This is a genomic window from Streptomyces sp. NBC_00090, assembly GCF_045160815.1.
Classification (GTDB): domain Bacteria; phylum Actinomycetota; class Actinomycetes; order Streptomycetales; family Streptomycetaceae; genus Streptomyces.
This window is the reverse complement of record NZ_CP108224.1, coordinates 6544088-6569712: the sequence shown is the minus strand read 5'-3', so window position 1 is coordinate 6569712 and position 25625 is coordinate 6544088. Positions and strand designations below refer to the sequence as shown.

The following is a 25625-nucleotide window of genomic DNA, read 5'->3' as shown; positions in this document are numbered from 1 at the left end:
GAGGGCATTTTCCAAGGAAGTTACCCGCGAGCCGGAACCTTTCGGTCCGTAATTGATCACCAACGGGCCCTCCGGCGAAGCCCCGTGAACACATAGGCACAGAGCAACCCCGTCAACACCAGCGAGAGCGCCACCCCCGCGGGCTGTCCGACCACCCGCACCACCCCCGCCAACCAGCGGTCGGCGGCCGGCGACCACTGCGGACCGGCGAACTCGCGCAGCCGCGCGGGCAGTCCGGCGACCGACCGGACCGAGGGCCCCGTGAGCACCTGCTGCAGCAACGGCACGAAGGCCACCGGTACGGCGAGGACCGCGGCCACACCGGCGGCCGCCGCCCGGAAAACTCCGGCTCCGAGCACCCCGGCCCAGGCGCAGCCGACGAGCAGCCCCAGCCAACTCGCACAGAGCGCCGGCCAGTTGTCCGGTACGGGAACCAACTCGCCGCCGTACAAGAACCGCAGGGCCCCCAGATCGGCCGCCACGACGAGCACCCCGAGGGCGAGGGCCACGGCCGCCGCCACGACGAGCTTGGCAAGGAGCAGGCCGAGCCTGCGGGGCACGGTCCCACGGCCGGCGGTGAGCGCCGGGTACCGGTACTCCTCCCCGAAGGAGAAGGCGCCGATCACGCCGGCCCCGAGCGCGGCGGGCGGCAGCGGGGACAGCGCCGGCCAGCCGGCGAGGACGACGGGCAGCTCGGCCGAGCCTCCGCGCCCGAGGAGCACGGCGAGGACCGCGGAGACGAGCAGGACCACGGCCACGACGAGCGCGGTGCTCGGCACGCCCACGAGCCGGTGGAGCTCGTACCGGATCGGCCGCGAGGGCGACCGGGCCGGCCTCCGGGCGGAGGGCCGGCCCTCGGCCCCGCCACCGCTCCCGGCGGCCCCTGGCGCCCCCTCCACGCCCCGGGACGGAGGTGTCCCGCGCCGGGCGGCCTCCTGCTCGGGAGCGCCGCTCCCGTCGGGGTCACCCCCCTCGGCTCGGGGAGCGGGACCCGTGTCGCCGATCTCGTCCGCGAGGCGGTGGACCACCACTCCGTGCCGGAACGCGGTGTCGCCGACGGCGGCGCAGTCGCTGCCGTAGACGGACAGCAGGTTGCCGTCCTCCGCGACCACCTCGACCGGTCGGCGGGCGGCCCTGGCCTCCTGGGTCACTGCCGCGGCCAGCCGGGCGACATGGGGGGTGCGGACGGCGACCCGGGGGCGCAGCCGGGTGCGCGCGAACTCGGTCACGGCCTGGTCGGCGACGACGCGACCGCCGTCGAGGGTGACGACCCGGTCGGCGTTGCGGGCCGCGTCCTTGGGGTCCCGCGTGGTGTAGAGCACCGTCCCCCCACCGGCCGCGTGCGCGCGGAGGAGCTCGTACAGCCCCGCGCTCTCGGTGCTGGAGAGTCCGGCCGCCGGCTCGTCGAGCAGCAGGGCGTGCGGGGCCCCCAACAGGGCGCAGGCGAGGCCGAGTCGGCGGTCCGCGCCGAGCGGCAGGGTGCCGATCCGCCGCCCCTCCAGCCCGGCCAGGCCCACGGACCGCAGCACTTCGTCGGCCCGCGCGACGGGAGTTCCCCCTGCGGCGCAGAGCATCCGCAGCTGACCGCGGAGCGTCCGGGAGGGATGCCCGGGGACATCGCCGAGGAGCACGCCCACCTCACGGGACGGACGGGCGACCCGATGCAGCGGCCGGCCCCTGAAGTGGGTGATCCCGCGGCCCGGATCGAGTTCGAGCATGAGCCGGAGCGCGGTCGTCTTCCCGGAACCCGCGGGGCCGAGGAGCGCGGTCACGGCACCCGGCCGCGCGTCGAAGGTCAGATCGGCCACGGCGGGCGGGCGATCGCGGCGGGGAGTACTGGTCAGTCCGATTGCCTGGAGCATCGCTTCTCTCGCGGTAGGTGACACCGCTCCGCGGCAGGGCGGCGCTACCGCAGCAAGATAACGCTACATTTCGGACTTCGGGTGCATGGTTGGCGCCCTGGGGCGCCGGATGTCCGGGGCGGTCAGACTTCGGGGCGCAGCATCGGCGGGTTGAGGAGAGTGGCCCCACCTGCCCTGAAGAGCTGGGCGGGGCGGCCGCCCTGACGGGTCGTGGTGCCGCCGGCCGGAACGAGGAAGCCGGGCGTGCCGGTCACCTTGCGGTGGAAGTTGCGCGGGTCCAGGGCGACGCCCCAGACGGCCTCGTAGACGCGCCGCAGCTCTCCGACAGTGAACTCCGGCGGGCAGAAGGCCGTGGCCAGGGAGGAGTACTCGATCTTCGAGCGGGCCCGCTCCACGCCGTCGGCGAGGATCCGGGCGTGGTCGAAGGCGAGCGGCTCGGCCCCCCTCTTCCCGGCCTCCAGGGCCGTCTCGGTCCGCTCCGTCTCCGCCCCCGCGGTCACGTCCTCGCCGAGCAGCTCCTCGACCGGTGCCCAGCGGGCGCTGTTCGCGTCTCCGCCGGCCCTCGGCGCGGGAAGGTCCGGTGCCAGCGCCAGGTGCGCGACGCTGACCACCCTCATGCGCGGGTCGCGGCCGGGTGCCCCGTACGTCGCCAGCTGCTCCAGATGTGCGCCGTTCCCCGACGCGGGCGGCGGGGCGCCGGGGTCGTGGGCGGAGAGACCTGTCTCCTCGATCAGCTCGCGGGCGGCCGCTGCACCGAGGTCCTCGCCCTCGCGGACGAAGCCGCCGGGGAGCGCCCAGCACCCCTGGAACGGCGGTTCTCCCCGCCTCACGACCAGGGTGCAGAGCGCATGGCGCCGCACGGTGAGCACGACCAGATCGACGGTGACGGCGAAAGGCGGATAGGCCGACGGGTCGTAGGGAGACATGCCGCGATCATAGTCGTCTCCCTGACGATAAACACGCTTCGGCGAGGTATCGGCGACGACTTCTTCGCCCTGCCGCGAAGCTTCCCTCGTGTCTGCGCCCGACATCCCGTCACACCCCCAGTTGAAGGCCCTCGGCGGCCTCCTCGACCATACCGAGACCGAGCCTGCCGACCCGTACGGCGAAGGGCTCTCCCGCCACCACGAGCCCCGACAGCTGGATCGCCCCCAGCGGGGCCGAGGCCATGGGGTGCACCGACACGGACCGCCCCGGAGCGTCGGGGCGGATCCCGGCGAGGGCGACGAGCGCCTGCACCGCTCCGGCGGCCGCGACGGCCGCCGGCCGGCACGCGGCCGGGTGCGGTACCGGACGTCCACCCGCCGTCCGCTGCTCCCCCGCGTACATCTCGGGGAGGCGGTACGCGAAGGCCTCCGCGGCGTCGAGCAGTCCGCGCAGGAGGGCGGCGGCCTCCTTCTCGTGACCGGCGGCGGCGAGTCCCGCGACGGCGACCGCGGTCTCGTGCGCCCGGACCGCGCCGGCCCGGTGGCCGAAGGGGTTGTGTCCGGGCTCCTTCGCGCCCAGCCCGCGCAGCCCCCACCCCGAGTCGAGGGCCGGGGTGCCGAGCAGTCTGGCCACCTGTTCGGTCTCCGCCCTGTCCAGCAGTCCCTGGGCGTGCCGGCCGCCGCCCAGCAGACCGGTGTCGAGCAGGTGTGCGGCCCAGCCGCCCAGCGGGGACCAGGTCCGGCCGTCCGGGGCCCGGGCGACGGCGGGCCGGCCCCCTGCCGGGTCGTCGAGCCAGAACTCCCGCCGGAACCGCTCGCGCAGGGTCCGTGCGCTCTCGCGCAGCGCGTCCCCGTCGGGCCTCCCGCAGGCGTCGAGCAGGTCCGCGCCGAGCAGGGCCGCGCGGTGCGCGTGCGCCTGGGTCTCCGCCCGCCATGGCCCGGTGGGCCCCGGGTCGGGTACGAGGCCGCTGCGGGCGGCCGTACGGCGCAGCCAGCCGAGGCAGCGCTCCGCGACGGGCAGCAGCTCCTCCAGGTCGGCGGCGGGCAGCCCCCAGCGGCGGGCCTCGGCGAGCACGGCGGGGAAGGCGAGGGTCGCCTCGATGCCCGTGCAGCGGGGCGGGAGGTGCGGGCCCGCGTCCCTGAGGGGTCCGGGGATGCGGCCGGACTCGGGTCCGGAACCCTGGAGTTGGGCGCGGCCCAGGGCACGGAGCGTGGTGGCGGCGAGTCGCGTTCCGAGGGGAAGGACCATCCGGGCCGCCCAGAGCGCTTCGGCGGTGACCGGTCCGCAGCGCCAGGGGACGCCGGCCGCGAGATGGACGTCGGCGGGGTGGGCGGGGTCGCGCTGGAGCAGGGCCCGCAGATCCTCGACGGAAGTGCGCAGCAGCTCCGTCGGGCGCGGGTCGTCGCCCTCGGCCCGCGCCTCGGAGAGGAGGTGGCCGCCGGGCCGTCCGGAGCCTCCGCCCGAGCCGGCCGTGGGCCCGGCCATCCGGTCGCCGCGCACCCGCAGCTGGATCGTGTACAGGCCGCCGGGGGCCAGCTCGGCCTCCCAGCGCAGTACGCCGGCCGCTGCCAGGGAGTCCATGGGCGGCGGGTCCGCGGTGACGGCGACGGACCGTCCGTCGCCCGCGGTCCAGCGCAGTCCGGTGCCGTGGACGCTGGCGGTGAGCTCGGGTCCGGTCCGGCCGGACGCCACCGCGCCCAGGTGCGCGAGATCCGTGCCCAGAGCGATTTCCACCGGGAGGCGGAGGGGGCGGCCGGTCGCGTTCCGCAGGGTGATGCGCTCGGTTCCGTCGGCACCTCGCGAGCGTTCGACGGAGAGCCCGGGATCGGGTCCCGTGTCCCCGGGGACACGCAGGACACCGAGGAAGACCGCCCGGTCGGCGGCGGCCATGCGGCCCTGAAGGGCGACGGGCTCGCGTCCGGCCACCCGCAGGACGCAGCGGGACAGCAGCCGTCGTCCCGCCACGTACACCCCCTCCGGGCCGTCCCCGGTGAGCTGGCCGTGCTCGGCGCAGATCGCGAGGGCGGGCAGGGCCACGCAGAGGAGAGCGCCGTGCACCGAGGGCAGCTCGCCCGGCCGCGCCGCGCGCGGAGGCGCGGCGCCCACTCCGGACGGCGGCCCGTAGGCGTGTCCGCTCGGGTGTCTGTAGGCGTGTCCGTTCGGGTGTCCTGCGGGGCGTCCGGGGGCCGGGACGGGGCTGAGGGCCATGGCGGGTATGGGCTGCTCTCTGTGCGGTCCGGGCGGCCGGCGGGGTGCCGGCGGCACAGTTCGTACGACTCCGTCAGAGAGCTGAACGCGTGCGCGGGCGGCCGGGTCACGGTCGTCATCGTCCGCTCCTGGTGTCGCGCTGCCCGCCGTGACGCGGGGCACCGCTCCCCGGCCTGCCCGCGGCGGGGCCGCTCGGCCGGACTCCGGCCGCTGTCCCGCGCTGCGATCCGCCGGTCTGCCGTCCCGGCTTCGCGAGGCCCTGCCGGACGCCCTGCGGGCGGGCACCGCGGGTCCGGACCCGCCGGGAGGGCGCCGGAGCGGCGGTCTGCGCCGTGGCTGCCCTGGAGTCCCGCTCGCTCCTCAGGCAGGAGCGCAGCGACTCGGGGTCCAGCCCCTCGTTGCAGGCCTGGTGCAGCAGCCGGGCGAAGACGTACTCGGGGTCGGCGTCGAGCGCGAGCCCCAGGGCGACCCGGGCGGTCGGTTCGTCGCCGGTGGACCACGCTGCCCAGCCTGCGAGGGCGAGGGGTGCGGCGGCGTGCTCCTGGTAGGGCGGGACGCAGCGCCGGGCGAGGACGCGCCAGAGCCGGAGGGCGGCGGTGCCCTCCCAGCCCTCCATCCATTCGGCGGCGCGGTCCCGGGTGACCCGGTCCTGCAGGCCGAGGATGAGCACGGCCGCCTCCTCGGTCCCGATGAGGGCGTCATCGGCCGCGTCCCGCTCCGCCACACCGGGGGAAGGCTGAGCCCGGGCCGCGCCGCCCACCGGGTTGGCGAACCTCCGGAGGACCTCGCGGGCGGTACGCAGCGTCGCCTCGCGCACCTCCTCCCGCCCCCGGCTCGCGGGGTCTTCGAGGATCCGGGGCACGATGGCCGCGGCGGCCGCGTCGAGGGCGGCACGCTGCGGCTCGTCCGCCGACGTGGCGGACGACGTGGCGGACGACGTGGCGGAGGGCGTGGCGGAGGGCGTGGCGGAGGGCTTGAACCGCGCTTCCATGTCGCGCAGGGAGCCCCGTAGCTGAACCCCGACGTAGGCGGCGGTCGCGGCCATCACCGAGGTGCCGGTGAGTGCGAGGGGCGTGCCGTCGGGCGGGCAGCACCGCGCGTCGGGGCAGCAGTACGAGAAGTAGAGACCGTCGGAGATGCAGAGGGCTTCGTAGACGGGGATGTCGAGGGATCCGCAGGCGGTGCGCAGTCGCTGGGCGAAGGGGCGCAGCCGCTCCATGACCCTGCGGCCCGTCTCGCCGGGCTCCGGGTCCTGGCAGAGGAAGACGACGATCCCGTCCGGCCGGGCGCCGTGCCGGTCGCCGCCCTCGACGAGGCATTCGGCGAGATGGTCTGCGGTGGACGCCCATTCGCGGGGCGAGCGCGGGATGCCGAGCCTGACGCGGCCGCCGAAGCGGCCGTGCTCGCCGTGGAGCGCGACCAGGACGACGGAGTCGGTGGGGTGGAAGCCCAGCATGAAGGGGAGAGCGTCGGCCAGTTCCGCCGGGCCGCGCAGGGTGATCTGCTGGGTACGGGAGGGTCCGCTGGATTCGTGCTGATTCGCGTTCATGGTCAGGACGGTCTCGTGTTCTCCCGAATTCCGAAACCCCTGTGGATAACTCCCGGAACGCGGTGTTCGTCAGCGTGCGGAGTTGTCCACAGGCCGATACCGCGACGGCGCCAACACGCCTATGATTCGGGTCCCTTGTCGGCAGGGCAGGGCAGGTCTTGGCAGGCCAGGGCATGGCAGAGCCGACCGCCCAGGTCGGGGCGGCCGGCTCCTCGGGGAGTGAACTCAGCCCGCGGCGGCGAGGACGAGCGGAAGAACCCGCTCGCTGCCGGCCTGGCGGAGCAGGCGGGCAGCGACGGCGAGGGTCCAGCCGGAGTCGGTGCAGTCGTCCACGAGCAGGACCGGCCCGGGAGAGGCGGCCAGGGCGGCGGCCAGGTCCTCCGAGACGGCGAAGGCCCCGGAGAGCGCCTTGAGGCGCTGGGCGGAGTTGCTGCGGCGCGCCGTGTGCGCACCGTCCGGCCCGGTGTACGTCAGGGTGCCGAGGAAGGGGAGGCGGCCGACGGTCGCGATGCCCTGGGCGAGGGAGCCGACGAGTTGAGGGCGGGTCAGGGACGGTACGGCGACGATGCCGACCGGCCGGGCGGACGCGTCCGGGACGTTCGCTGCCCAGCCGCCCGGCGAGCGCGCCCAGTCGGCGAGGACGGCCACCGCGGCCTTGAGGACGTCGTCGGGGACCTGACCGTCCGGCGCGTTGTCGGCCAGCAGGGGGCGCAGCCGGTTGCCCCAGCCGATGTCCGAGAGGCGCCCCAGGGCGCGGCCGGTCGAGCACTGCTCCCCGGCGGGGATACGCCCCTTGAGGTTGACGCCAAGTGCGGGCATCCCCGTCGGCCACATCCGGCGCGGCTCGACCTCCACTCCCGGGCGGTCCAGTTCCTTCGCCGCACCGGTCAGCGTCTCCGACGAGACGGAGGAATCCGCCCAGGGCCCCGCGCAGTTGTCGCAGCGGCCGCACGGGACGGCCCCCTCGTCGTCCAGCTGGCGCCGGAGGAACTCCATCCGGCAGGTGGACGTGCTCACGTAGTCGCGCATGGCCTGCTGCTCGGCCGCTCGCTGCCGGGCCACCCACGCGTACCGCTCGGAGTCGTAGATCCACTCCCGGCCGGTGGAGCTCCACCCGCCCTTCACGCGCTTGACGGCCCCGTCCACGTCGAGCACCTTGAGCATGGTCTCCAGCCGGGTCCGGCGAAGATCCACCGCCGCCTCCAGGGCCGGTACGGACAGCGGCCGTCCCGCGGCGGCGAGGGCCGAGAGGGTCTGCCGGACCTGGGCCTCGGGCGGGAAGGCGGTATCGGCGAAGTAGCGCCAGATGGCCTCGTCCTCCTTGCCCGGCAGCAGCAGGACGTCGGCGTGCTCGACCCCTCGGCCGGCGCGGCCGACCTGCTGGTAGTAGGCGATGGGAGAGGACGGCGACCCCAGGTGCACCACGAAACCGAGGTCGGGCTTGTCGAAGCCCATGCCCAGCGCCGATGTCGCGACCAGCGCCTTGACCCTGTTCTCCTGCAGGTCGACCTCGGCCTGCAGCCGGTCGGCGTTCTCCGTGCGGCCCGTGTACGAGGCCACCGTGAAGCCGCGCTGTCGCAGGAAGGCGGTCGCCTCCTCGGCCGCGGCCACGGTCAGGGCGTAGATGATCCCCGACCCCTGGAGCTCGTCCAGGTGCTCGGCGAGCCAGGCCAGACGGTGCGCGGCGTCCGGCAGCTGGACCACGCCCAGGCGGAGGCTCTCCCGCTCCAGAGTGCCGCGCAGCACCAGCGCCTCGCCGGCCCCGGTGCCCAGCTGCTCGGCCACGTCCGCGGTCACGCGCGCGTTGGCCGTCGCGGTGGTGGCCAGCACCGGCACGCCGGGGGCGAGCTCGGCGAGCATCGCCCGCAGCCGCCGGTAGTCGGGCCGGAAGTCGTGACCCCAGTCCGAGATGCAGTGCGCCTCGTCGACCACCAGGAGACCGGTCGTGGCCGCGAGCTTGGGCAGCACCTGCTCGCGGAAGTCGACGGAGTTGAGCCGCTCCGGACTGACGAGGAGAACGTCGGTCTCGCCGCGCTCGACCTCCTCGTAGATGGCGTCCCACTCCTCCGGGTTGGCGGAGTTGATGGTGCGCGCCTGGATACCGGCCCGCGCGGCCGACTCGACCTGGTTGCGCATCAGGGCGAGCAGCGGCGAGATGATCACGGTGGGTCCCGAACCCCGCCGCCGCAGGAGAGCCGTGGCGACGAAGTACACCGCCGACTTGCCCCAGCCGGTGCGCTGCACCACGAGGGCCCGCCGGCGCTCCTCCACCAGAGCGGCCACCGCCTGCCACTGGTCCTCCCGCAACCGCGCCGAACCCCCCGGGGCCCCGACGAGCTCGGCGAGGATGGCATCTGCTTCGGCGCGGAGCTCCTGGTTGTCCATGTCTCCATGCAACCCGATGGCACTGACAATCGCCCAACTCACTCAGTGTGACGGGCCGCGCGAGGTGGGTCACCGTCGCGCGTCGGCCGAGGGCGGCGGAGCGGAGGGGCGGTGGACGCCCGGAGGGGCGGCGGAGACTCGGAGGGCGGGAGCGGAAGGAGTGTTTCCACTGATGCCTGCCGCCCGGAGGTGAAACAGGAGGGGAAACGGGGAGTGAACAATGGGCAACTGGGCAGGGATATGAAAGGCATACCGCCGCAATCCCGTCAGCGACCTCAATTGCTCATTGCCGCTCACGCACGGGCCAAGCCAGAATTGGGAAACCGCCCCGCACGGCCCGTCAGCGGCCCTGAAGGACCGTGCCGTGGTGCGCCCTCACCCGACCTTGCCCGCCGCGCGGGCGCGTATCCGAAGGGAGGACCGTGACCCTCGGATTCGCTCCGCCCACAGCCACCTCGACCAGATCGTCGACCGAGTCCACCAGCCGCCTCGCTCGGATGCTCGAACCGGCCGAGTGGGCAGCGGCGGGAATTCCCCTGCTGCGCAATCCTCGTGACGTCGTCAGCGGACTGCACTCGCGTCACGCGCCCACGCCCGCGACGGCGGTCGTGGCGGTCCTGGACCACGAGGAGCGGCTCGCCGCCAGCGCCTCGTTCGTCCGCCGCCCCAATCCGGCGGACGGCTGGGAGTTCCGGAACGCGCTCCTGGCGCATCTGCGGCGCGTCATTCCGCACGACCTCCGGCGCCGCACGCCCGTGCGGACCGCGGTCCTCCTCTACTGCCGCGAGGGCGACGAGCGCTGGACCGAGGAGGACGGGGCCTGGATGTGGGGGCTCCGGGACGCCTGCACGCTGCACGGGCTCCGCTGCGGCGCGTACATCACCCTGACGCGAGGGGGCTGGCAGGTGCTCGGCGAGGGCCGCGGAGGCCGTCGCCCGAGCTCCGACTCGCACCCGGAGTCACTCGGGAGCGAGTCGGCCGAACTCGGCCGTCTCACGCCGAGAACCGCGAGCGGCGCGTCCGAACCCCTGCGCCGGGCCGCCGCGCGCTGACGCCCGCACCCGCGAGGCACGGCGTACGAGGCACGGGCCGCGGGCTTGCGGGCCACGGCAACGGCAACGGCAACGGCAACAACGTCCGAAGCACGAGACACGACGCACGACGCACGCCCGATGCCTTCCCGCCGGACCGGGCCTCCGGTCCAGCGGGCTCAACGGGCTCAGGCGTCCAGCGGGCTCAGCTCCGGCAGGTTCCCAACCGACGGTCCGGTCAGACTCCGGCGCCGAGGATCGCCGCGACGCGCTCCTGGTCGCCGCAGACGACCAGGAGCGCGCCCGCACGGGTCATCGCCAGCGGCAGGGCGCGGGCGGTGGCCTCGTCGCTTCCGCCGTTGACGGCGACGATCACCACGGGCCGGGTGGCGGCCCGCTCGACCGCGGCGGCGTCCGCGAAGAACACGTCCTCGCCGCTGTCCTGCTGGGCCCAGTAGGCGGCTTCGCCGAAGGACAGCTCGTGCGCCGCCCACGGGTGCTGCTCACCGGTGGTGAGCACCAGGACGTCGCCGGGCGCGCGTCCGCTCTCCAGGAGCAGGTCCAGGGCCTCCTCGGCGGCGTCGAGCGCGCCGTCGACCGGGGCCGGGATCAGCTGGAACTGCGGAGCGGAAGGCTGGTCGGAACGATTCTCCGGGGTGGTCGCCGGAGACTGCGCCGCAGCAGCGGGTTGCGGGCGCGGGGCCGGCGGGCCGGGCCTGGCCGGGCCGGGGCCCGGACGCCCGGGACGCGGGGAGGCCGCGGAACGCGGGCCGGGTACGGGACGAGGGGTCGACGCGGGACGGCCGGCGGCCGCGGTGGCGCGGGGACCCTGGGCGCTCTCGTGAATCTGAGGCTCCTCGGGGGTGAGAGGCATGGGTGGATGTCTATCAAACGCCGCTGCGCGAGGCATCGGCGGGTGGGCACACAGGTGCACCCCGGCTGCTCGGCAGGCCCTCAGGAAGGGTTCGGCAGCCGGAAGTTCAGAAGTCGAAGCCGAGTTGGCCCCCGCTTTCCAGCGCGGCCGCCTCCGCCGCGAGGCGGACCTTTTTGAGGTGGCGCCAGCGGGGCAACGCGTCCAGGTACGACCAGGAGAGACGGTGGTACGGGGTGGGGCCCAGCTCCTCCAGCGCGGCCTTGTGGACCGGCGAAGGGTAGCCCGCGTTGGCCGCGAAGCCGAACGCGGCACACCCCTCGGACTCGGCGTCGAGCTCCGCCATCAGGGCGTCCCGCCGGACCTTCGCGATCACGGAGGCGGCGGCCACGGCGACGCAGGACTGGTCGCCCTTGATCACCGTACGGACCTGCCAGGGAGTGCCGAGGTAGTCGTGTTTGCCGTCGAGGATCACGGCGTCCGGCCGTACGGGAAGCCCTTCGAGGGCCCGGACCGCCGCGAGCCGGAGCGCCGCGGTCATCCCGAGTTCGTCGATCTCCTGCGGGGAGGCGTCGCCGAGCGCGTACGACGTGACCCACTGCTCCAGCTCCGCGGCCAGCGAGGTGCGGCGCTTGGGCGTGAGCAGCTTGGAGTCGGTGAGCCCGGTGGGGGGTCGGCGCAGGCCCGTGACGGCCGCGCACACGGTGACGGGACCGGCCCACGCCCCGCGCCCGACCTCGTCGACTCCGGCGACGATCCTGGCGCCGGTGGTCGCTCGGAGCGATCGCTCGACAGTGTGGGTGGGAGGTTCGTACGGCATGGCGCAAGCCAGGTTACGCCGCCCGGTGCCGCCCGCGATACCCGGCTTCCTCTCGGACCCCGCAGACCCGGCCGCAGCCCCTCCGCAGGCCCGGCCTCGACCCCTCCCCGCAAGCCAGGCCTCAGCCCCGCCCGGCCCGGATCAGCGGCACCATGACCCGGTCGATCACATCCGCGATCTCACGATCGGTCCATTCACTCTTGCAAACCTTTGAGCGGTACATCATCAGAGCGGGGATGACATCGAGCACCAGGCCGTCGACCGCGTCGGCCCGCACCTCACCACGATCGATCCCACGGATCAGCACGTCCCGGAAGAGCCGGTTCGAGGGCTCGGTGACTCCCTTGACGATCAGCTCGTGGAACCTCTCGGCGGAGTCGGCGTCGCATTCGTGAAGGACGGCGCGCAGGGCGGACCCGGGCTTGGAGAACATCACGTCGCGGACGCGCAGGCAGAGCGCGTACAGGTCCTCCCGGACGCTCCCCCGGTCCGGCGCCTCGTCGAGCGTCGGCAGCCCGGCCCGGAGGGCGTCCGCGACCAGGTCCTCCTTCGACGGCCAGCGCCGGTACACCGCCGCTTTGCCCGTCTGCGCGCCGAGCGCGACACCCTCCATCGTCAGACCGTTCCAGCCGACGCTGCCCAGCTGTTCGAGCGTGGCCTCCAGAATGGCCCGTTCCAGTACGGGTCCGCGGCGTCGCAGTACCGACCCCTCCGGCCGGGCGGCGGCCGTGGAGCGCGAAGTAACCATCAGGATCTCTCCGTTGGGCGAGTCGATCGGGTGGAGCATCGGGGTGGAGCATCGGGGCGGGGCGGGGCTTCGGCAGTGCCCAGTGAACGGTTGCGTTCACTGACGGGGACTCACTACCTTGGAGGACAGTGAACGGGTGCGTTCACTAATTCTTCCGTGGGGGATCCATAGTGACAACTTCTCCGGTGGACACACAGACCAAGAATGCGACCGCTCGCGCCGGAGGCCGGCCGGGTATCGCGCTGGCCGTCATCGCCGCCTGCCAGCTGATGGTCGTCCTCGACGCCACCATCGTGAACATCGCGCTCCCGCACATCCAGGACGCGCTCTCCTTCTCGACCACCGACCTCTCGTGGGTGCTCAGCGCCTACACGCTCACCTTCGGCGGCCTGCTGCTCCTCGGCGGACGCGCAGGAGACATCCTGGGGCGCCGCCGGGTCTTCATGGCCGGCATCCTCGTCTTCACCTTCGCCTCGCTGCTCGGCGGCTTCGCCCAGGAGCCCTGGCAGCTGCTCGCCGCACGCGCCCTGCAGGGCGTCGGCGGCGCCATCGCCTCACCCACCTCCCTCGCGCTGATCACCACGACGTTCCCCGAAGGACCGGAGCGCAACCGGGCGTTCGGCGTGTTCGCCGCCGTCTCCGCCGGTGGTGGCGCGATCGGGCTGCTCGCGGGCGGCATGCTCACCGAGTGGCTCGACTGGCGCTGGGTCCTCTTCGTCAACGTGCCGATCGGCCTGCTGATCGCCTTCCTCGCCCCGCGCTACATCGCGGAGTCGGAGCGTCACCCGGGCCGTTTCGACATCGCGGGCGCCATGACCTCGACGCTGGGCATGGCGGCCCTCGTCTACGGCTTCATCCGCGCGTCCGAGAAGGGCTGGGAGGACTCGCTGACCATCGGCTCCTTCGTCGCGGCGGTGGTCCTGCTGGTGGCCTTCGGGGTCGTGGAGTCGCGGGCCAAGGAGCCGATCACCCCGCTCCGGATGTTCGCCGAGCGGAACCGCTCGGGCACGTACGTCATCATGCTCAGCCTCTCGGCCGCCATGTTCGGCATGTTCTTCTTCATCGTCCTGTGGGTCCAGGACGTCCTGGGGTACAGCCCGATCCAGTCCGGTCTCGCCTTCCTTCCGGTGACGGTCGCGATCGTCACCGGTGCCGGACTCGCGCAGCGGCTGCTGCCGGTGCTCGGGCCGAAGCCGTTCATGGTGAGCGGCTCGGCGATCACCGGCATCGGGCTCTTCTGGCTGTCGTTCATCACGTCGGACAGCAGTTACGCCGGTGCCGTACTCGGCCCGATGGTCCTGTTCGGTTTCGGCATGGGGCTCAACTTCGTGACGCTCACGCTCACGGCCGTCTCCGGGGTCGCCCCGCACGAGGCGGGTGCCGCGTCGGGCCTGCTCAACGCCACCCAGCAGGTCGGCGGTTCGCTCGGCCTGTCCATCCTGGTCACGGTCTTCGGCACGGCGAGCCGCGAAGAGGGCGCCAGGCAGGTGCCTTCCTTCCTCGCCGATGCCACACCCGAACAGCAGGCCGCGTTCGCGAAGACGAAGGAGCTGCCCGCTCCCTGGGGCCACGAGGCGCTGACCGCGGGCATCTCCTCGGCCTTCACCGCCGCGGTCGCCATGGTCCTGATCGCGCTGGTCACGGCAGTGCTGGTGATCCGGGTCCGCAAGAGCGACCTGGAGGCACTGAGCGGCCGGGCGGAGGCGGCGGGGCCGGTGGCCTGACCCGGGCCGGTGACCCGAGCGAGGCCGTTGGCCCGAGCGAGGCCGGCGGCCTGACCGGTCCCGTGGCCTACGCGGGGACCGGCGGCCCGAGCAGGGCCGTACGCCCCTGAGTACGCCGGTGTCCCCCGACCCCCACGCAAGGGGATCGGGGGACACCACAAGCTTCAGAAGAAGCTTCGGACGTGCAGATGTTCAGACCTTCAGACCGTCCCGGCCGGGACCCACCCCGGCAGTTCCTCGGTCTGCCGCAGCCAGTCGGCCGGCGGAGCACCGGTCACCGCGGAGGCCACGACACCGCCGGCGATGGCACAGGTCGTGTCGACGTCGCCGCCGACCTGGGCGGTCGTCCAGAACACCCGCTCGAAGTCGCCGAGCCCCCGCGCCGCGGACCAGAGGGCGAAGGGCACCGTGTCGTGAGCGCTGGTCCGCCGGCCGCTGCCGAGCACCGCGGCGACCGTGCCCGCGTCTCCGTAGTCGAGCATGTCGCGAGCCCGGCGCAGACCGGCCCCCACCGCGCTGCGCGGCACCAGGGCGACGACCCCGTCGAGCAGGGCCTCCGGTGTGGGCGGTCCGGCGGGGTCGGCGGCGAGGGCGGCAGCGGCGGCCACGGCCATGGCACCCACCACGGCCTCGCGGTGCTGGTGTGTCGTGTACGCGGAGATCTCGGCCTGGTGCGTCGCCTGCTCCGGGTCGTCCGCGTACCAGGCGCCGAGGGGGGCGATCCGCATCGCGGCGCCGTTGCCCCAGGACCCCTGCCCCTTGAAGAGCGCGGCAGCCAGCTCTCGCCAGTCGCCGCCCTCCCTGATGAGCCGGAGCATCCGGTTGACCGCCGGCCCGTAGCCCCGGTCGAAGTCGTGGTGCTCCGCGAAGGACATCGCGAGGGCGTCCTGGTCGATGCGGTCGTGGCCGGCGAGGACGGCCAGGACGGAGCAGGCCATCTCGGTGTCGTCGGTCCACTGCCAGGGGCCGGGCGGCAGCTCTCGCCGCTTCAGCAGGGGGTAGTGGGCGGGTACGAAGAACTGGGAGCCCAGGGCGTCTCCCACGGACAGCCCGCGCAGGCTGGCCAGGGCGCGGTCGAAGCGCCGGTCGAATGAGGAGTCAGCGGTCATCGCTCAGCCACTCTATCCGGTGTGGCCGTACGGTTCCGGGGTACGCCAGCGTGCGAACGGCCGGTCCAGGCGGTACCTCCCGTCCTCGCCCAGCAGGAGCGTGCGGGTCTCGGCGTTGCCGGGGTTCGACAGCGACTCGAAGTCCGCGACCGTCCAGTGGAACCAGCGCATGCAGAACAGGCGCATGGTCAGGCCGTGGGTGACGAGCAGGACGTTCGGCGGGTGGTCGGGGGCTTCGAAGCTGCGGTAGAGGCTCTCCAGGAAGGCCCCGACCCGGTCGTAGACGTCCGCCCCCGACTCCCCCTGGGCGAAGCGGTAGAAGAAGTGCCCGTACGCGTCCCGGTAGGCCTTCTGCAGGCGTACGTCCTCCCGCTCCTGCCAGTTCCCCCAGTCCTGCTCCCGCAGACGCGGCTCCTCCCGCACCCGCATCTGCTCCCGGGGCAGCCGGAAGGCCCGGAGGGTCTCATGGGTACGGCGGTACGGCGAGACGTAGACGCTGACCGGTTCCTCCCCGAAGAGCTCCCGGAGGCGCTCCCCCGTCTCCTCCGCCTGCCGCCACCCCGTATCGGTCAGCCGGAGCGCGTGGTCGGGCTCGCGTTCGTACACCGTGTCATCGGCATTGCCCTCGGACTCTCCGTGCCGTACGAGAACGATGCGCCGCGGTCGTGCCATACCCCGAACCCTAGATCGACGGCCCGGGGCGGGCTCGGCCGAGGCCCCGGTCGGAGCCCATCCGGCGTAGGTCGCCGCGTGGATACCGGCGTTGGTCGCCGCGTGGATACCGGCGAGATCCAGGCGTAGGTCGCTGCTTGGATCCCGCGTAGGCCCGGCGTAGGCCCCGGCGTGTGAATCCGCAGGGACTACGCCGGGACCGCGTGTTCTCAGACGGTCCAGGCCGCTTCGAGCTGCACCACGTCGCCGGTCAGCGCCGCCACGTCGGCGTCGGTCCGGGCCCGCAGCCCGAGCCGCTCCACCCGCTCCACCCGGTACTTTCCGTGCTCCGCGGCGGACCGCCACATCGACAGGACCATGAACTCGCTGCCCGGCGCCTCGCCGAACAGCCCCCGCAGCATGCCGGGAGATCCGGCCATCGCCGGGTTCCAGACCTTCTCCTGCATGAGCGCGAAGTGCTCGGCGCGGTCCTCGTGGACCCGGCAGTGCGCCACGCGCGCCACGTCGGCATCCGTGAACCGGGGCTCGAACCCCGTCTTCACGTCGAAGCGGTGGTCGAAGAGCTTGACCTGGATGTCCTTGTACGTACCCACCTGCGAGGTCGCCAGACGATCGTGCGACCGCGCCATGAACGAGTCGTAGAAGGCCCTGCTCTCCCAGAACGCGAAGATGTGGGCGACATCCGGACGAGCCCGGCTCCACCCGCCGCCCTGGCCCCGGAATCCCGGCTCACCCAGCAGCCCCGCCCATTTCCGCTGTCCCCGCTCGAACCCTCGACGGTCCACCACGGTGCAGCGAATCCACTTGACCAGCACCGCGCCATCGTACGGGCCCGAGGAGCGCCCCGGCAGACCGCGTCAGACACCCGACGGGTGCAGTCGCTCCAAGCCCGCGCGCTCCTCGTCGTCGATCTCGATGCCGAAATCGCGCTCCAGAGTCGCCGCCAACTCGCCGACGGTCAGTACCCGTTCCTCGGAGCCGCCGTCCGTGCCCACCGTCGTCAGCGTCTCGCGGACCAGGGCCCTGCGCACGTCGACCCCGGGCCGCTGCGCCACGACCTGGCCGAGGAAGCGAGACTCCGGGTGGCTGGAGCTGAAGTGGTTCATGACCGTGAAATCACCCGGGTACAGGGTTTGCGGCGAGAACGCGTACAGATCGGTCCAGCCGTGCGGGCGCAAGGAGCGCAGGACGTGGATGCCCTCGTCCTCGACCCCGATCCCGAACGTCCAGCCCCCCTGCTCCACGCGCGCGCCGGCGCGCAGCGGCACCGGCTCCAGCGGCCCCTGCCAACCGAACCCGACGTCGGTGAGCCACTGTTCGCCCTCGACCTCGACGACGAGCAGGGCGTGCGTGACGGGCAGCAGCGTCGCGCCCCGCGTGCGGTTGCGTGCCCCGCGCCCGGCCACCCGGAAGCCGATACGTTCGAGAGCCGCCGCGAGGAGTGAGTTCTGCTCGTAGCAATAGCCGCCCCGGCGGCGACGGACGAGCTTGGACTGGAGGCTCTTCAGGTCCAACTGGACGGGCCTACCGAGAGCCACGTCGAGGTTCTCGAACGGGATGGACAGGACGTGCGCCCGGTGAAGGGCCGTCAAGGTCCTCAGATCGGGGGCGAGTTCTCCGAGCCGCCCGTTGTCGCCACCGATTCGAGCCAGATATGCGTCGAGATCCAGCTCGTCACCACTCCACAAACCGCTCTCCCCCTCAACCGTCGGGTTCACTGTCGTAGCCCCATGACACCATGAGCAATCTCCCCGCAACCACGGGCTTTCGAGCGGGGCGACGGTCGAGGCGAGGCGCGCGCGGGGGCGTGCGGGAGAGGGGAAGCACCGTGAGCGGACTCAACAAAGGGGTGGCGCGGGTCGAGGTGACGCTCAAGTGGGACCCTGCCCCGGCCGGCTCGCCGGCCCGCGACCTGGATCTCGTCGCCGGCGTCTTCGCGGCCGACGCCCCGTACGGGTCACCGGTCCACTTGGTGCACTTCGGCAGCCGCTCCCCCGACGGCACGATCACGCTCCACCGCGACAGCCGCACGGGCCAGGGCTTCGGCTACGACGAGGCGATGACGCTGGAGCTGGACCGGCTCGCGCCGCGCTACGCGCGCGTGGTGGTGGGCGTGGCCATACAACAGGGCGGCGGCCGACTGGCCTTCGGTGACATAGCGAACACGGGCGTACGGGTCCGCGAGGGGTACACCGACCTCCTGACACACGACTTCGCCGACGTGCCGGACGCCCTGTCGGCGACGGTCGTGGAGTTCACCCGTGACGGAGCGGACGGCTGGTCGTACCGCTCGATCAGCCGCGGCTTCGACGCCGACCCGCGGGCCTTCGCCGCGGTACTGGGCTCCGCGCCGTCCTGACCGGCCGCGCGGGACGACGAAGGGGCGCCGACCGGTGGTCGGCGCCCCTTCGCCACTTCTCCCTGGCGCGCACCGTGGCGTTCACACTCACCCCATTGCAATGAGCGCGGTCAATCTCGTTGCATTATCCGCGAAGTCGTTGCAATGAAATCTCCATCCCGACCTACACTAACGCGGACATGACGCAACGATTCTGTCACTCGATCTCTGAACGCAACGTAGCTTTTGCGTTGCCGGAAACAACAGCGCAGGAAACGCAAGAGGAGCAGAAACCATGCAGAAGTTCGCCACCGCCGCCCCGATCGCCACCGCGCACGGTGAGGCAGGCAGGCCGCAGACAGCACGAAGGGCGCCGACTCGCCGTCGGCGCCCTTCATGACCTGCTGTTCAGGCGAGGCGGCTACACCTGCCGCAGGGTGCGGCAGATGCGATGCCGCCTAGTTTCAGCTGCAGCCGCTGGTGGAGCCGCAGCCCTCGCAGATGTAGCAGGAGCCGGCCCGCTGCATCTTCGTACCGCAGGAGAAGCAGAGCGGCGCGTCGGCGCTGATGCCCAGCTGCATCTCGACGAGCTCCGCCGAGGTGTGCGCCTGCTTCGGGGCCGGAACCTCGGCGATCGGGGCCGGGGCCGGGACGGCCTTCAGCTCCTGGGCGCGGGGCGCGGACTGGGCCAGACCCTCGACGTCGACCTCGTCGTCCTCGGACTGCTCGTACGAGCCGGTGTCGAGGTGACGCTGACGCTCCTCGGCCGAGTGGATGCCGAGGGCGGAGCGGGTCTCGAAGGGCAGGAAGTCCAGCGCCAGGCGGCGGAAGATGTAGTCGACGATCGACTGCGCCATCCGCACGTCCGGGTCGTCCGTCATGCCGGCCGGCTCGAAGCGCATGTTGGTGAACTTCGAGACGTAGGTCTCCAGCGGAACGCCGTACTGCAGACCGACGGAGACGGCGATGGAGAAGGCGTCCATCATGCCGGCGAGGGTCGAACCCTGCTTCGACATCTTCAGGAAGACCTCACCGAGACCGTCGTCCGGGTAGGAGTTGGCGGTCATGTAACCCTCGGCGCCACCCACGGTGAAGGAGGTGGTGATCCCCGGGCGGCCCTTGGGCAGACGCTTGCGGACCGGACGGTACTCGACGACCTTCTCGACGGCCTCGCGGATCGTCGCCTCGGACTTCGCGGTGACCTCGACCTTCTCCTCCTCCTTCTTCTTGGCGGAGAGGGGCTGGCCGACCTTGCAGTTGTCGCGGTAGATCGCGAGCGCCTTGACGCCCATCTTCCAGGCCTCGAAGTAGACCTCCTCGACGTCCTCGACCGTGGCCGTCTCCGGCAGGTTCACGGTCTTGGAGAGGGCGCCCGAGATCCACGGCTGGATGGCGGCCATCATGCGGACGTGGCCCATCGCGGAGATGGAACGCTCGCCCATCGCGCAGTCGAAGACCTCGTAGTGCTCGGCCTTCAGGCCGGGGGCGTCGATCACATTGCCGTGCTCGGCGATGTGGGCGACGATCGCCTCGATCTGCTCCTCCTGGTAACCCAGGCGGCGCAGGGCCTGCGGGACGGTGCCGTTGACGATCTGCATCGAGCCGCCGCCGACCAGCTTCTTGAACTTGACCAGGGCGAGGTCGGGCTCGAGGCCGGTGGTGTCGCAGGACATCGCGAGACCGATGGTGCCGGTCGGGGCGATGACCGACGCCTGCGCGTTGCGGAAGCCGTTCTTGGCGCCGAGGCGGACGACGTCCTGCCAGGACTCCGTCGCGGCGGCCCAGATCGGCGAGTCCAGGTCGTCGAAGCGGACGGCCTTGGTGTTCTCGTCGGCGTGCTGCTGCATGACGCGCTGGTGCGGCTCGGCGTTGCGGGCGTATCCGTCGTACGCGCCGACGACCGCGGCGAGCTCGGCGGAGCGCTTGTACGAGGTGCCGGTCATCAGGGAGGTGATGGCACCGGCGAGGGCGCGGCCGCCGTCGGAGTCGTACGCGTGGCCGGTCGCCATCAGCAGGGCGCCGAGGTTGGCGTAGCCGATGCCGAGCTGGCGGTAGGCGCGGGTGTTCTCGCCGATCTTCTCGGTGGGGAAGTCGGCGAAGCAGATGGAGATGTCCATCGCGGTGATGACGAGCTCGACGACCTTGGCGAAGCGCTCGACGTCGAAGGACTGGTTGCCCATGCCGTCGTCCTTGAGGAACTTCATCAGGTTCAGCGAGGCGAGGTTGCAGGACGTGTTGTCCAGGTGCATGTACTCGCTGCACGGGTTCGAGCCGTTGATGCGGCCGGACTCGGGGCAGGTGTGCCAGTGGTTGATCGTGTCGTCGTACTGGATGCCCGGGTCGGCGCAGGCCCAGGCGGCCTCGGCCATCTTGCGGAAGAGCGACTTGGCGTCGACCTCCTCGATGACCTCGCCCGTCATGCGGGACGTGAGGCCGAACTTCCCGCCGGCCTCGACGGCCTTCATGAACGTGTCGTTCACACGGACGGAGTTGTTGGCGTTCTGGTACTGGACGGACGTGATGTCGTCGCCGCCCAGGTCCATGTCGAAGCCCGCGTCACGGAGGGCGCGGATCTTCTCCTCCTCCTTGACCTTGGTCTCGATGAAGTCCTCGATGTCGGGGTGGTCGACGTCGAGGATGACCATCTTGGCCGCGCGACGGGTCGCGCCGCCCGACTTGATCGTTCCCGCGGAGGCGTCGGCGCCGCGCATGAAGGAGACCGGGCCGGAGGCGTTGCCGCCGGAGGAGAGGAGCTCCTTGGAGGAGCGGATGCGGGAGAGGTTCAGGCCGGCGCCGGAGCCGCCCTTGAAGATCATGCCCTCTTCCTTGTACCAGTCGAGGATGGACTCCATGGAGTCGTCGACGGCCAGGATGAAGCAGGCGGAGACCTGCTGGGGCTGCGGGGTGCCGACGTTGAACCAGACCGGCGAGTTGAAGCTGAAGATCTGGTGCAGGAGGGCATAGGCCAGCTCGTGCTCGAAGATCTCGGCGTCGGCGGGGGACGCGAAGTACCCGTAGTCGTCGCCGGCCTTCGTGTAGGTCTTCACGATCCGGTCGATGAGCTGCTTGAGACCGGTCTCGCGCTGCGGGGTACCTACCGCCCCGCGGAAGTACTTGCTGGTGACGATGTTGACCGCGTTCACCGACCAGAAGTCGGGGAACTCGACGCCACGTTGCTCGAAGTTGATCGAGCCGTCGCGCCAGTTGGTCATGACGACGTCACGACGCTCCCAGGCCACCTCGTCGTACGGATGCACGCCAGGGGTGGTGTGGATGCGCTCGATACGCAGGCCCTTGCTCGCCGACTTGGTTCCCTTGTTGCGGGAACCACGTGCCGGGCCGCTCGCCGTCTCTGTCATGCCGCCTCCCATATACGGGCAAAACACACTTTGGCACCCAGAAAGTCCCAGGGCACCGTCTTCTGTACGTCTATCGGTACTGCTGCCACGAGGACCGCACGGGTCACTCGGGGCACGTCTGCCGGGCCGCTCGGGCGGCCGGTCGCCGGGCCGCGGTGGGCCCGGACCGCCGATCAGTCGGCGGCGATGGCGGGAACGGGGACCTCAGGGGTCGCACCGGTCCCGCGATTCTCAGCGGGAGACCGCTCGCGGAGCTCCGCGATGGCGGTCTCGAAGTCTTCCAGGCTGTCGAAGGCCTTGTACACGGACGCGAAGCGCAGGTACGCGACGAGGTCGAGCTCCTGCAACGGGCCGAGGATGGCCAGACCCACGTCGTGGGTGGTCAGCTCGGCGCTGCCGGTGGCGCGCACCGCCTCCTCGACCCGCTGGCCGAGCTTGGCGAGGGCGTCCTCGGTGACCGGTCGCCCCTGGCACGCCTTGCGCACTCCGGAGATGACCTTGGTGCGGCTGAAGGGCTCGGTGACACCGGACCGCTTCACCACCATGAGCGAGCACGTCTCCACCGTGGTGAAGCGGCGAGAGCAGTCGGGGCACTGGCGACGGCGTCGGATCGACGTCCCGTCGTCGGTGGTGCGACTGTCTACGACACGGCTGTCGGGGTGCCTGCAGAAGGGGCAGTGCATGGCTTCCGACCCTCCCTCACGGCACGACTGATGAACCTCGCCCGGCCCGCCAGGACCCTGCGAAGCGACCTCCAGCATAGGTGATGCGAGCACCCCCGGCAGACCGGGGACCACTACCCCTGGGCGGTCGGTGCCATCCAACCACTAGATCTTGGGTTGGGGGCGATTCGACCCCCTCCGCGTGTCGCGGACCGCGGGCTCCCGCGGTTCCGCGCTCCCGGGTGCGACACTGGGAGGGCACACCGACTGCCCGCGACCCAGCGGCGAAGGCTACCGTAATGACCGAATTGGGATCACGGAGTGCGTCGGAATGACGGTACTCATACACCCCCACACGTACACGCGTAAGGCAATCTGCGAATTTTCACTCGAACGTGTGTTTGGCGCAACCTTTCGAAAGCCACTACCGTTGTGCCAGCCAGGGAGACAAATTCGAGAGGGGCCGACGACGTGACCACCACCGCAGACAGTGCCACCATCACCGCCCAGGACCGCTCCCAGGGCCGACTCGAGCCGGTGCACGCCATGAATGACGCAGCCATGAACGGCGAGGAGCCCGGGCGACCCGCCCGCGCTCTTCCCGGACGACCTCCAGGCATCAGGGCCGACAGTTCCGGCCTCACCGACCGGCAGCGCAGGGTGATCGAGGTCATCCGCGACTCGGTCCAGCGGCGCGGATACCCGCCGTCGATGCGCGAGATCGGCCAGGCCGTCGGGCTCTCCAGCACGTCGTCGGTGGCTCACCAGCTCATGGCCCTGGAGCGCAAGGGCTTCCTCCGGCGCGACCCTCACCGCCCCCGGGCGTACGAGGTGCGCGGCTCGGACCAGCCCAGCACGCAGCCGACGGACACCACGGGCAAGCCCGCCGCGTCGTACGTCCCTCTGGTCGGCCGGATCGCGGCCGGCGGCCCCATCCTGGCCGAGGAGTCCGTCGAGGACGTCTTCCCGCTCCCCCGGCAGCTGGTCGGTGACGGCGAGCTCTTCGTCCTGAAGGTCGTCGGCGACTCGATGATCGAGGCCGCCATCTGTGACGGCGACTGGGTCACCGTCCGCCGCCAGCCCGTCGCGGAGAACGGCGACATCGTCGCCGCCATGCTCGACGGCGAGGCCACCGTCAAGCGCTTCAAGCGCGAGGACGGGCACGTCTGGCTCCTCCCGCACAACGCGGCGTACCAGCCCATCCCCGGCGACGAGGCCACCATCCTCGGCAAGGTCGTGGCGGTGCTCCGGCGGGTCTGACACCCCTCGCCGGCTCTGACCGGGCCCCGGGACCCACTGCGCCGGTCCCGGGGCCCTGCCGTGTGTACGGACACACGGCAGGGTCAGGGGCTCAGCCGCTCGCCGCCTTCGACGCCGCGTCGATCGCCGCCAGCGACTTCCGCACCTGGTTGCGGTCGGTGGTGTACCAGAAGTCGGGCAGCGAGGCCTTGAGGTAGCTGCCGTACCGGGCCGTCGCCAGCCGGGGGTCGAGCACGGCCACGACACCCCGGTCACCCGTCGCCCGCACGAGCCGGCCGGCGCCCTGGGCCATCAGCAGGGCCGCGTGCGTGGCGGCGACCGCCATGAAGCCGTTGCCACCGGCCTCCTCGACCGCCTTCTGCCGCGCGCTCATCAGCGGGTCGTCCGGCCGCGGGAACGGAATCTTGTCCATGACCACCAGCTGACAGCTGGCACCGGGGACGTCCACGCCCTGCCACAGCGAGAGCGTGCCGAAGAGGCAGGTCTTCGGGTCGGCGGCGAAGTTCTTGATCAGCTCGCCGAGGGTGTCCTCGCCCTGGAGCAGGATCGGCAGCTCCGGGTTCCTGCCCCGCAGCTCCTCCGCCGCCTGCTGAGCCGCCCGCATGGAGGAGAACAGGCCGAGCGTGCGCCCGCCGGCCGCCTCCATCAGCTCGGCGAGCTCGTCGAGCATGTCGCCCCGCTCACCGTCGCGCGCGGGGCGGGACAGGTGCTTGGCGACGTACAGGATGCCCTGCTTGGGGTAGTCGAACGGGGAGCCGACGTCGATGCCCTTCCATACGGGCAGGTCGTCCCCCGTCGTGCCCTCGGGGGCGAGTCCGAGCGAAGCCCCGACCCCGTTGAAGTCGCCGCCCAGCTTGAGGGTGGCCGAGGCCAGGACCACGGAGCGCTCGGTAAAAAGCTTCTCCCGCAGCAGGCCCGAGACGGAGAGCGGAGCCACCCGCAGCGAGGCGCCGAAGCGGTCGTGCCGCTCGTACCAGACGACGTCCCACTCCGAGCCCTGGGTGATCCGCTCCGCGACGCCGTGGACGCTCTCCACGGAGGCCATGGCCTGCTTGCGGACGGCGTCCTCGTCCTGCACGGACCGGTCGCGGGTGGAGCCCAGGGCCGTGATCACGGCGCGGGCCGCGTCGCGCAGCGCCATCAGCGCGTACGCGAGGTCCTCCGGGACCGTCTCCAGGCGGCCCGGCAGGGCGAGCTCCATGACCCGCTCGAAGCCCTCGGCCGCGGTCTGAAGCTGGTCGGCGACCTTCTCGTCGACGAGCTTCGCGGACCGGCGCACGGCGCGGTTGACCTGGCCGGGGGTGAGCTCGCCGGTGGCGACGCCGGTGACCCGGGAGACCAGCTCGTGGGCCTCGTCGACGATCAGCACCTCGTGCTGCGGGAGCACCGGGGCGCCCTCGATGGCGTCGATGGCGAGCAGTGCGTGGTTGGTGACGACGACGTCGGCGAGCTTGGCGCGCTCGCGGGCCGCCTCGGCGAAGCACTCCGCCCCGTACGCGCACTTGCTCGCGCCCAGGCACTCCCGGGAGGAGACCGAGACCTGGGCCCAGGCCTTGTCGGAGACGCCCGGGGTCAGGTCGTCCCGGTCACCGGTCTCCGTCTCGTCGGACCAGTCCCGCAGCCGCAGCAGGTCCTGTCCCAGCTTGCTGGTGGGGGCGGCCGCCTCGAAGGGGTCGAAGAGGCCGTCCTCCTCGTCCTGCGGGACCCCTTCGTGGAGCCGGTGCAGGCAGAGGTAGTTCGACCGGCCCTTGAGCATGGCGAACTGCGGGCGCCGGCGGAGCTGCGGATGCAGCGCGTCGACCGTCCGGGGAAGGTCGCGCTCGACGAGCTGGCGCTGCAGCGCCAGGGTGGCCGTCGCCACCACGACCCGCTCCCCCTGGGCCAGCGCCGGCACGAGATAGCCGAGCGACTTGCCCGTGCCGGTGCCGGCCTGGACGAGGAGGTGGGAGTTGTCGTCGATGGCCTCGGCCACGGCCTCGGCCATGGTGACCTGGCCGGGGCGCTCCGTGCCGCCGACGGCGGCGACGGCGGCGTGGAGGAGGTCGGGGAGGGATGGCTTCGTCATAGCGCTTCCAGCCTACGGGGCGGCACTGACAGCCC

General features: G+C 72.2%; 19 protein-coding genes. 4 read left to right on the top strand and 15 right to left on the bottom strand.

Annotated elements, in window-relative coordinates:
- Positions 1-56: 56 nt before the first annotated feature.
- The 5 genes from OG361_RS29510 to OG361_RS29490 form a co-directional block, all read right to left on the bottom strand.
- On the bottom strand, positions 57-1862 hold the full coding sequence (locus OG361_RS29510; RefSeq protein ID WP_405858285.1) for an ATP-binding cassette domain-containing protein: 1806 nt from the start codon (positions 1860-1862) through the stop codon (positions 57-59).
- Positions 1863-1984: 122 nt separating this feature from the next.
- Complete coding sequence (locus OG361_RS29505; protein ID WP_405858283.1) at positions 1985-2788, bottom strand: NUDIX domain-containing protein; 804 nt, start codon at positions 2786-2788, stop codon at positions 1985-1987.
- Between the two features lie 109 nt (positions 2789-2897).
- Complete coding sequence (locus tag OG361_RS29500) at positions 2898-4997, bottom strand: glycogen debranching N-terminal domain-containing protein (protein WP_405858281.1); 2100 nt, start codon at positions 4995-4997, stop codon at positions 2898-2900.
- Positions 4998-5112: 115 nt separating this feature from the next.
- Positions 5113-6546 (bottom strand): DUF4192 domain-containing protein, encoded by a 1434-nt coding sequence (locus OG361_RS29495; RefSeq protein ID WP_405858279.1) that lies wholly within the window; start codon positions 6544-6546, stop codon positions 5113-5115.
- A 225-nt stretch (positions 6547-6771) separates the two neighbouring features.
- Positions 6772-8931 (bottom strand): RecQ family ATP-dependent DNA helicase, encoded by a 2160-nt coding sequence (locus OG361_RS29490; protein ID WP_405858277.1) that lies wholly within the window; start codon positions 8929-8931, stop codon positions 6772-6774.
- Between the two features lie 422 nt (positions 8932-9353).
- Between OG361_RS29490 and OG361_RS29485 the strand changes: the two genes are divergently transcribed.
- Positions 9354-9983, top strand: coding sequence for a hypothetical protein (locus OG361_RS29485; RefSeq protein ID WP_405858275.1), 630 nt, complete (start codon positions 9354-9356; stop codon positions 9981-9983).
- 217 nt (positions 9984-10200) lie between these two features.
- Here the strand turns inward: OG361_RS29485 and OG361_RS29480 are convergent, their stop codons facing one another.
- From OG361_RS29480 to OG361_RS29470, 3 genes are all read right to left on the bottom strand, one after another.
- Positions 10201-10836 (bottom strand): hypothetical protein, encoded by a 636-nt coding sequence (locus tag OG361_RS29480; protein ID WP_405858273.1) that lies wholly within the window; start codon positions 10834-10836, stop codon positions 10201-10203.
- A gap of 106 nt (positions 10837-10942) precedes the next feature.
- Positions 10943-11653 carry a ribonuclease HII gene (locus tag OG361_RS29475; protein WP_405858271.1) on the bottom strand — a complete coding sequence of 237 codons (711 nt, stop codon included), beginning with the start codon at positions 11651-11653 and terminating at the stop codon, positions 10943-10945.
- A gap of 121 nt (positions 11654-11774) precedes the next feature.
- A complete protein-coding gene (locus OG361_RS29470; protein WP_405862509.1) occupies positions 11775-12401 on the bottom strand; it encodes a TetR/AcrR family transcriptional regulator in 627 nt (208 codons plus the stop codon).
- Between the two features lie 170 nt (positions 12402-12571).
- Between OG361_RS29470 and OG361_RS29465 the strand changes: the two genes are divergently transcribed.
- On the top strand, positions 12572-14125 hold the full coding sequence (locus tag OG361_RS29465) for an MFS transporter (protein ID WP_405858269.1): 1554 nt from the start codon (positions 12572-12574) through the stop codon (positions 14123-14125).
- Positions 14126-14325: 200 nt separating this feature from the next.
- Here the strand turns inward: OG361_RS29465 and OG361_RS29460 are convergent, their stop codons facing one another.
- The 4 genes from OG361_RS29460 to OG361_RS29445 all read right to left on the bottom strand — a co-directional run bounded on the left by OG361_RS29460 (position 14326) and on the right by OG361_RS29445 (position 17498).
- Positions 14326-15234 carry an ADP-ribosylglycohydrolase family protein gene (locus OG361_RS29460; RefSeq protein ID WP_405858268.1) on the bottom strand — a complete coding sequence of 303 codons (909 nt, stop codon included), beginning with the start codon at positions 15232-15234 and terminating at the stop codon, positions 14326-14328.
- A gap of 12 nt (positions 15235-15246) precedes the next feature.
- Positions 15247-15906, bottom strand: coding sequence for a histidine phosphatase family protein (locus OG361_RS29455; protein WP_384567666.1), 660 nt, complete (start codon positions 15904-15906; stop codon positions 15247-15249).
- Between the two features lie 209 nt (positions 15907-16115).
- A complete protein-coding gene (locus OG361_RS29450; RefSeq protein ID WP_405858266.1) occupies positions 16116-16721 on the bottom strand; it encodes a YdbC family protein in 606 nt (201 codons plus the stop codon).
- A gap of 42 nt (positions 16722-16763) precedes the next feature.
- Positions 16764-17498, bottom strand: a complete 735-nt coding sequence (locus OG361_RS29445) for an arylamine N-acetyltransferase (RefSeq protein ID WP_405858264.1) — start codon at positions 17496-17498, stop codon at positions 16764-16766.
- Positions 17499-17734: 236 nt separating this feature from the next.
- Between OG361_RS29445 and OG361_RS29440 the strand changes: the two genes are divergently transcribed.
- Complete coding sequence (locus tag OG361_RS29440) at positions 17735-18265, top strand: TerD family protein (protein WP_405858262.1); 531 nt, start codon at positions 17735-17737, stop codon at positions 18263-18265.
- 443 nt (positions 18266-18708) lie between these two features.
- Here the strand turns inward: OG361_RS29440 and OG361_RS29435 are convergent, their stop codons facing one another.
- A complete protein-coding gene (locus OG361_RS29435; protein WP_405858260.1) occupies positions 18709-21603 on the bottom strand; it encodes a vitamin B12-dependent ribonucleotide reductase in 2895 nt (964 codons plus the stop codon).
- Positions 21604-21776: 173 nt separating this feature from the next.
- A complete protein-coding gene (gene nrdR / locus OG361_RS29430) occupies positions 21777-22286 on the bottom strand; it encodes a transcriptional regulator NrdR (RefSeq protein ID WP_384567653.1) in 510 nt (169 codons plus the stop codon).
- 450 nt (positions 22287-22736) lie between these two features.
- Here nrdR and lexA point away from each other — a divergent pair, with 450 nt between their 5' ends.
- Positions 22737-23525 carry a transcriptional repressor LexA gene (gene lexA, locus OG361_RS29425; RefSeq protein WP_024754934.1) on the top strand — a complete coding sequence of 263 codons (789 nt, stop codon included), beginning with the start codon at positions 22737-22739 and terminating at the stop codon, positions 23523-23525.
- Positions 23526-23616: 91 nt separating this feature from the next.
- Here the strand turns inward: lexA and OG361_RS29420 are convergent, their stop codons facing one another.
- Positions 23617-25590: an ATP-dependent DNA helicase gene (locus tag OG361_RS29420; RefSeq protein ID WP_405858258.1), complete on the bottom strand. Its 1974-nt coding sequence runs from the start codon at positions 25588-25590 to the stop codon at positions 23617-23619.
- Positions 25591-25625 lie beyond the last annotated feature (35 nt).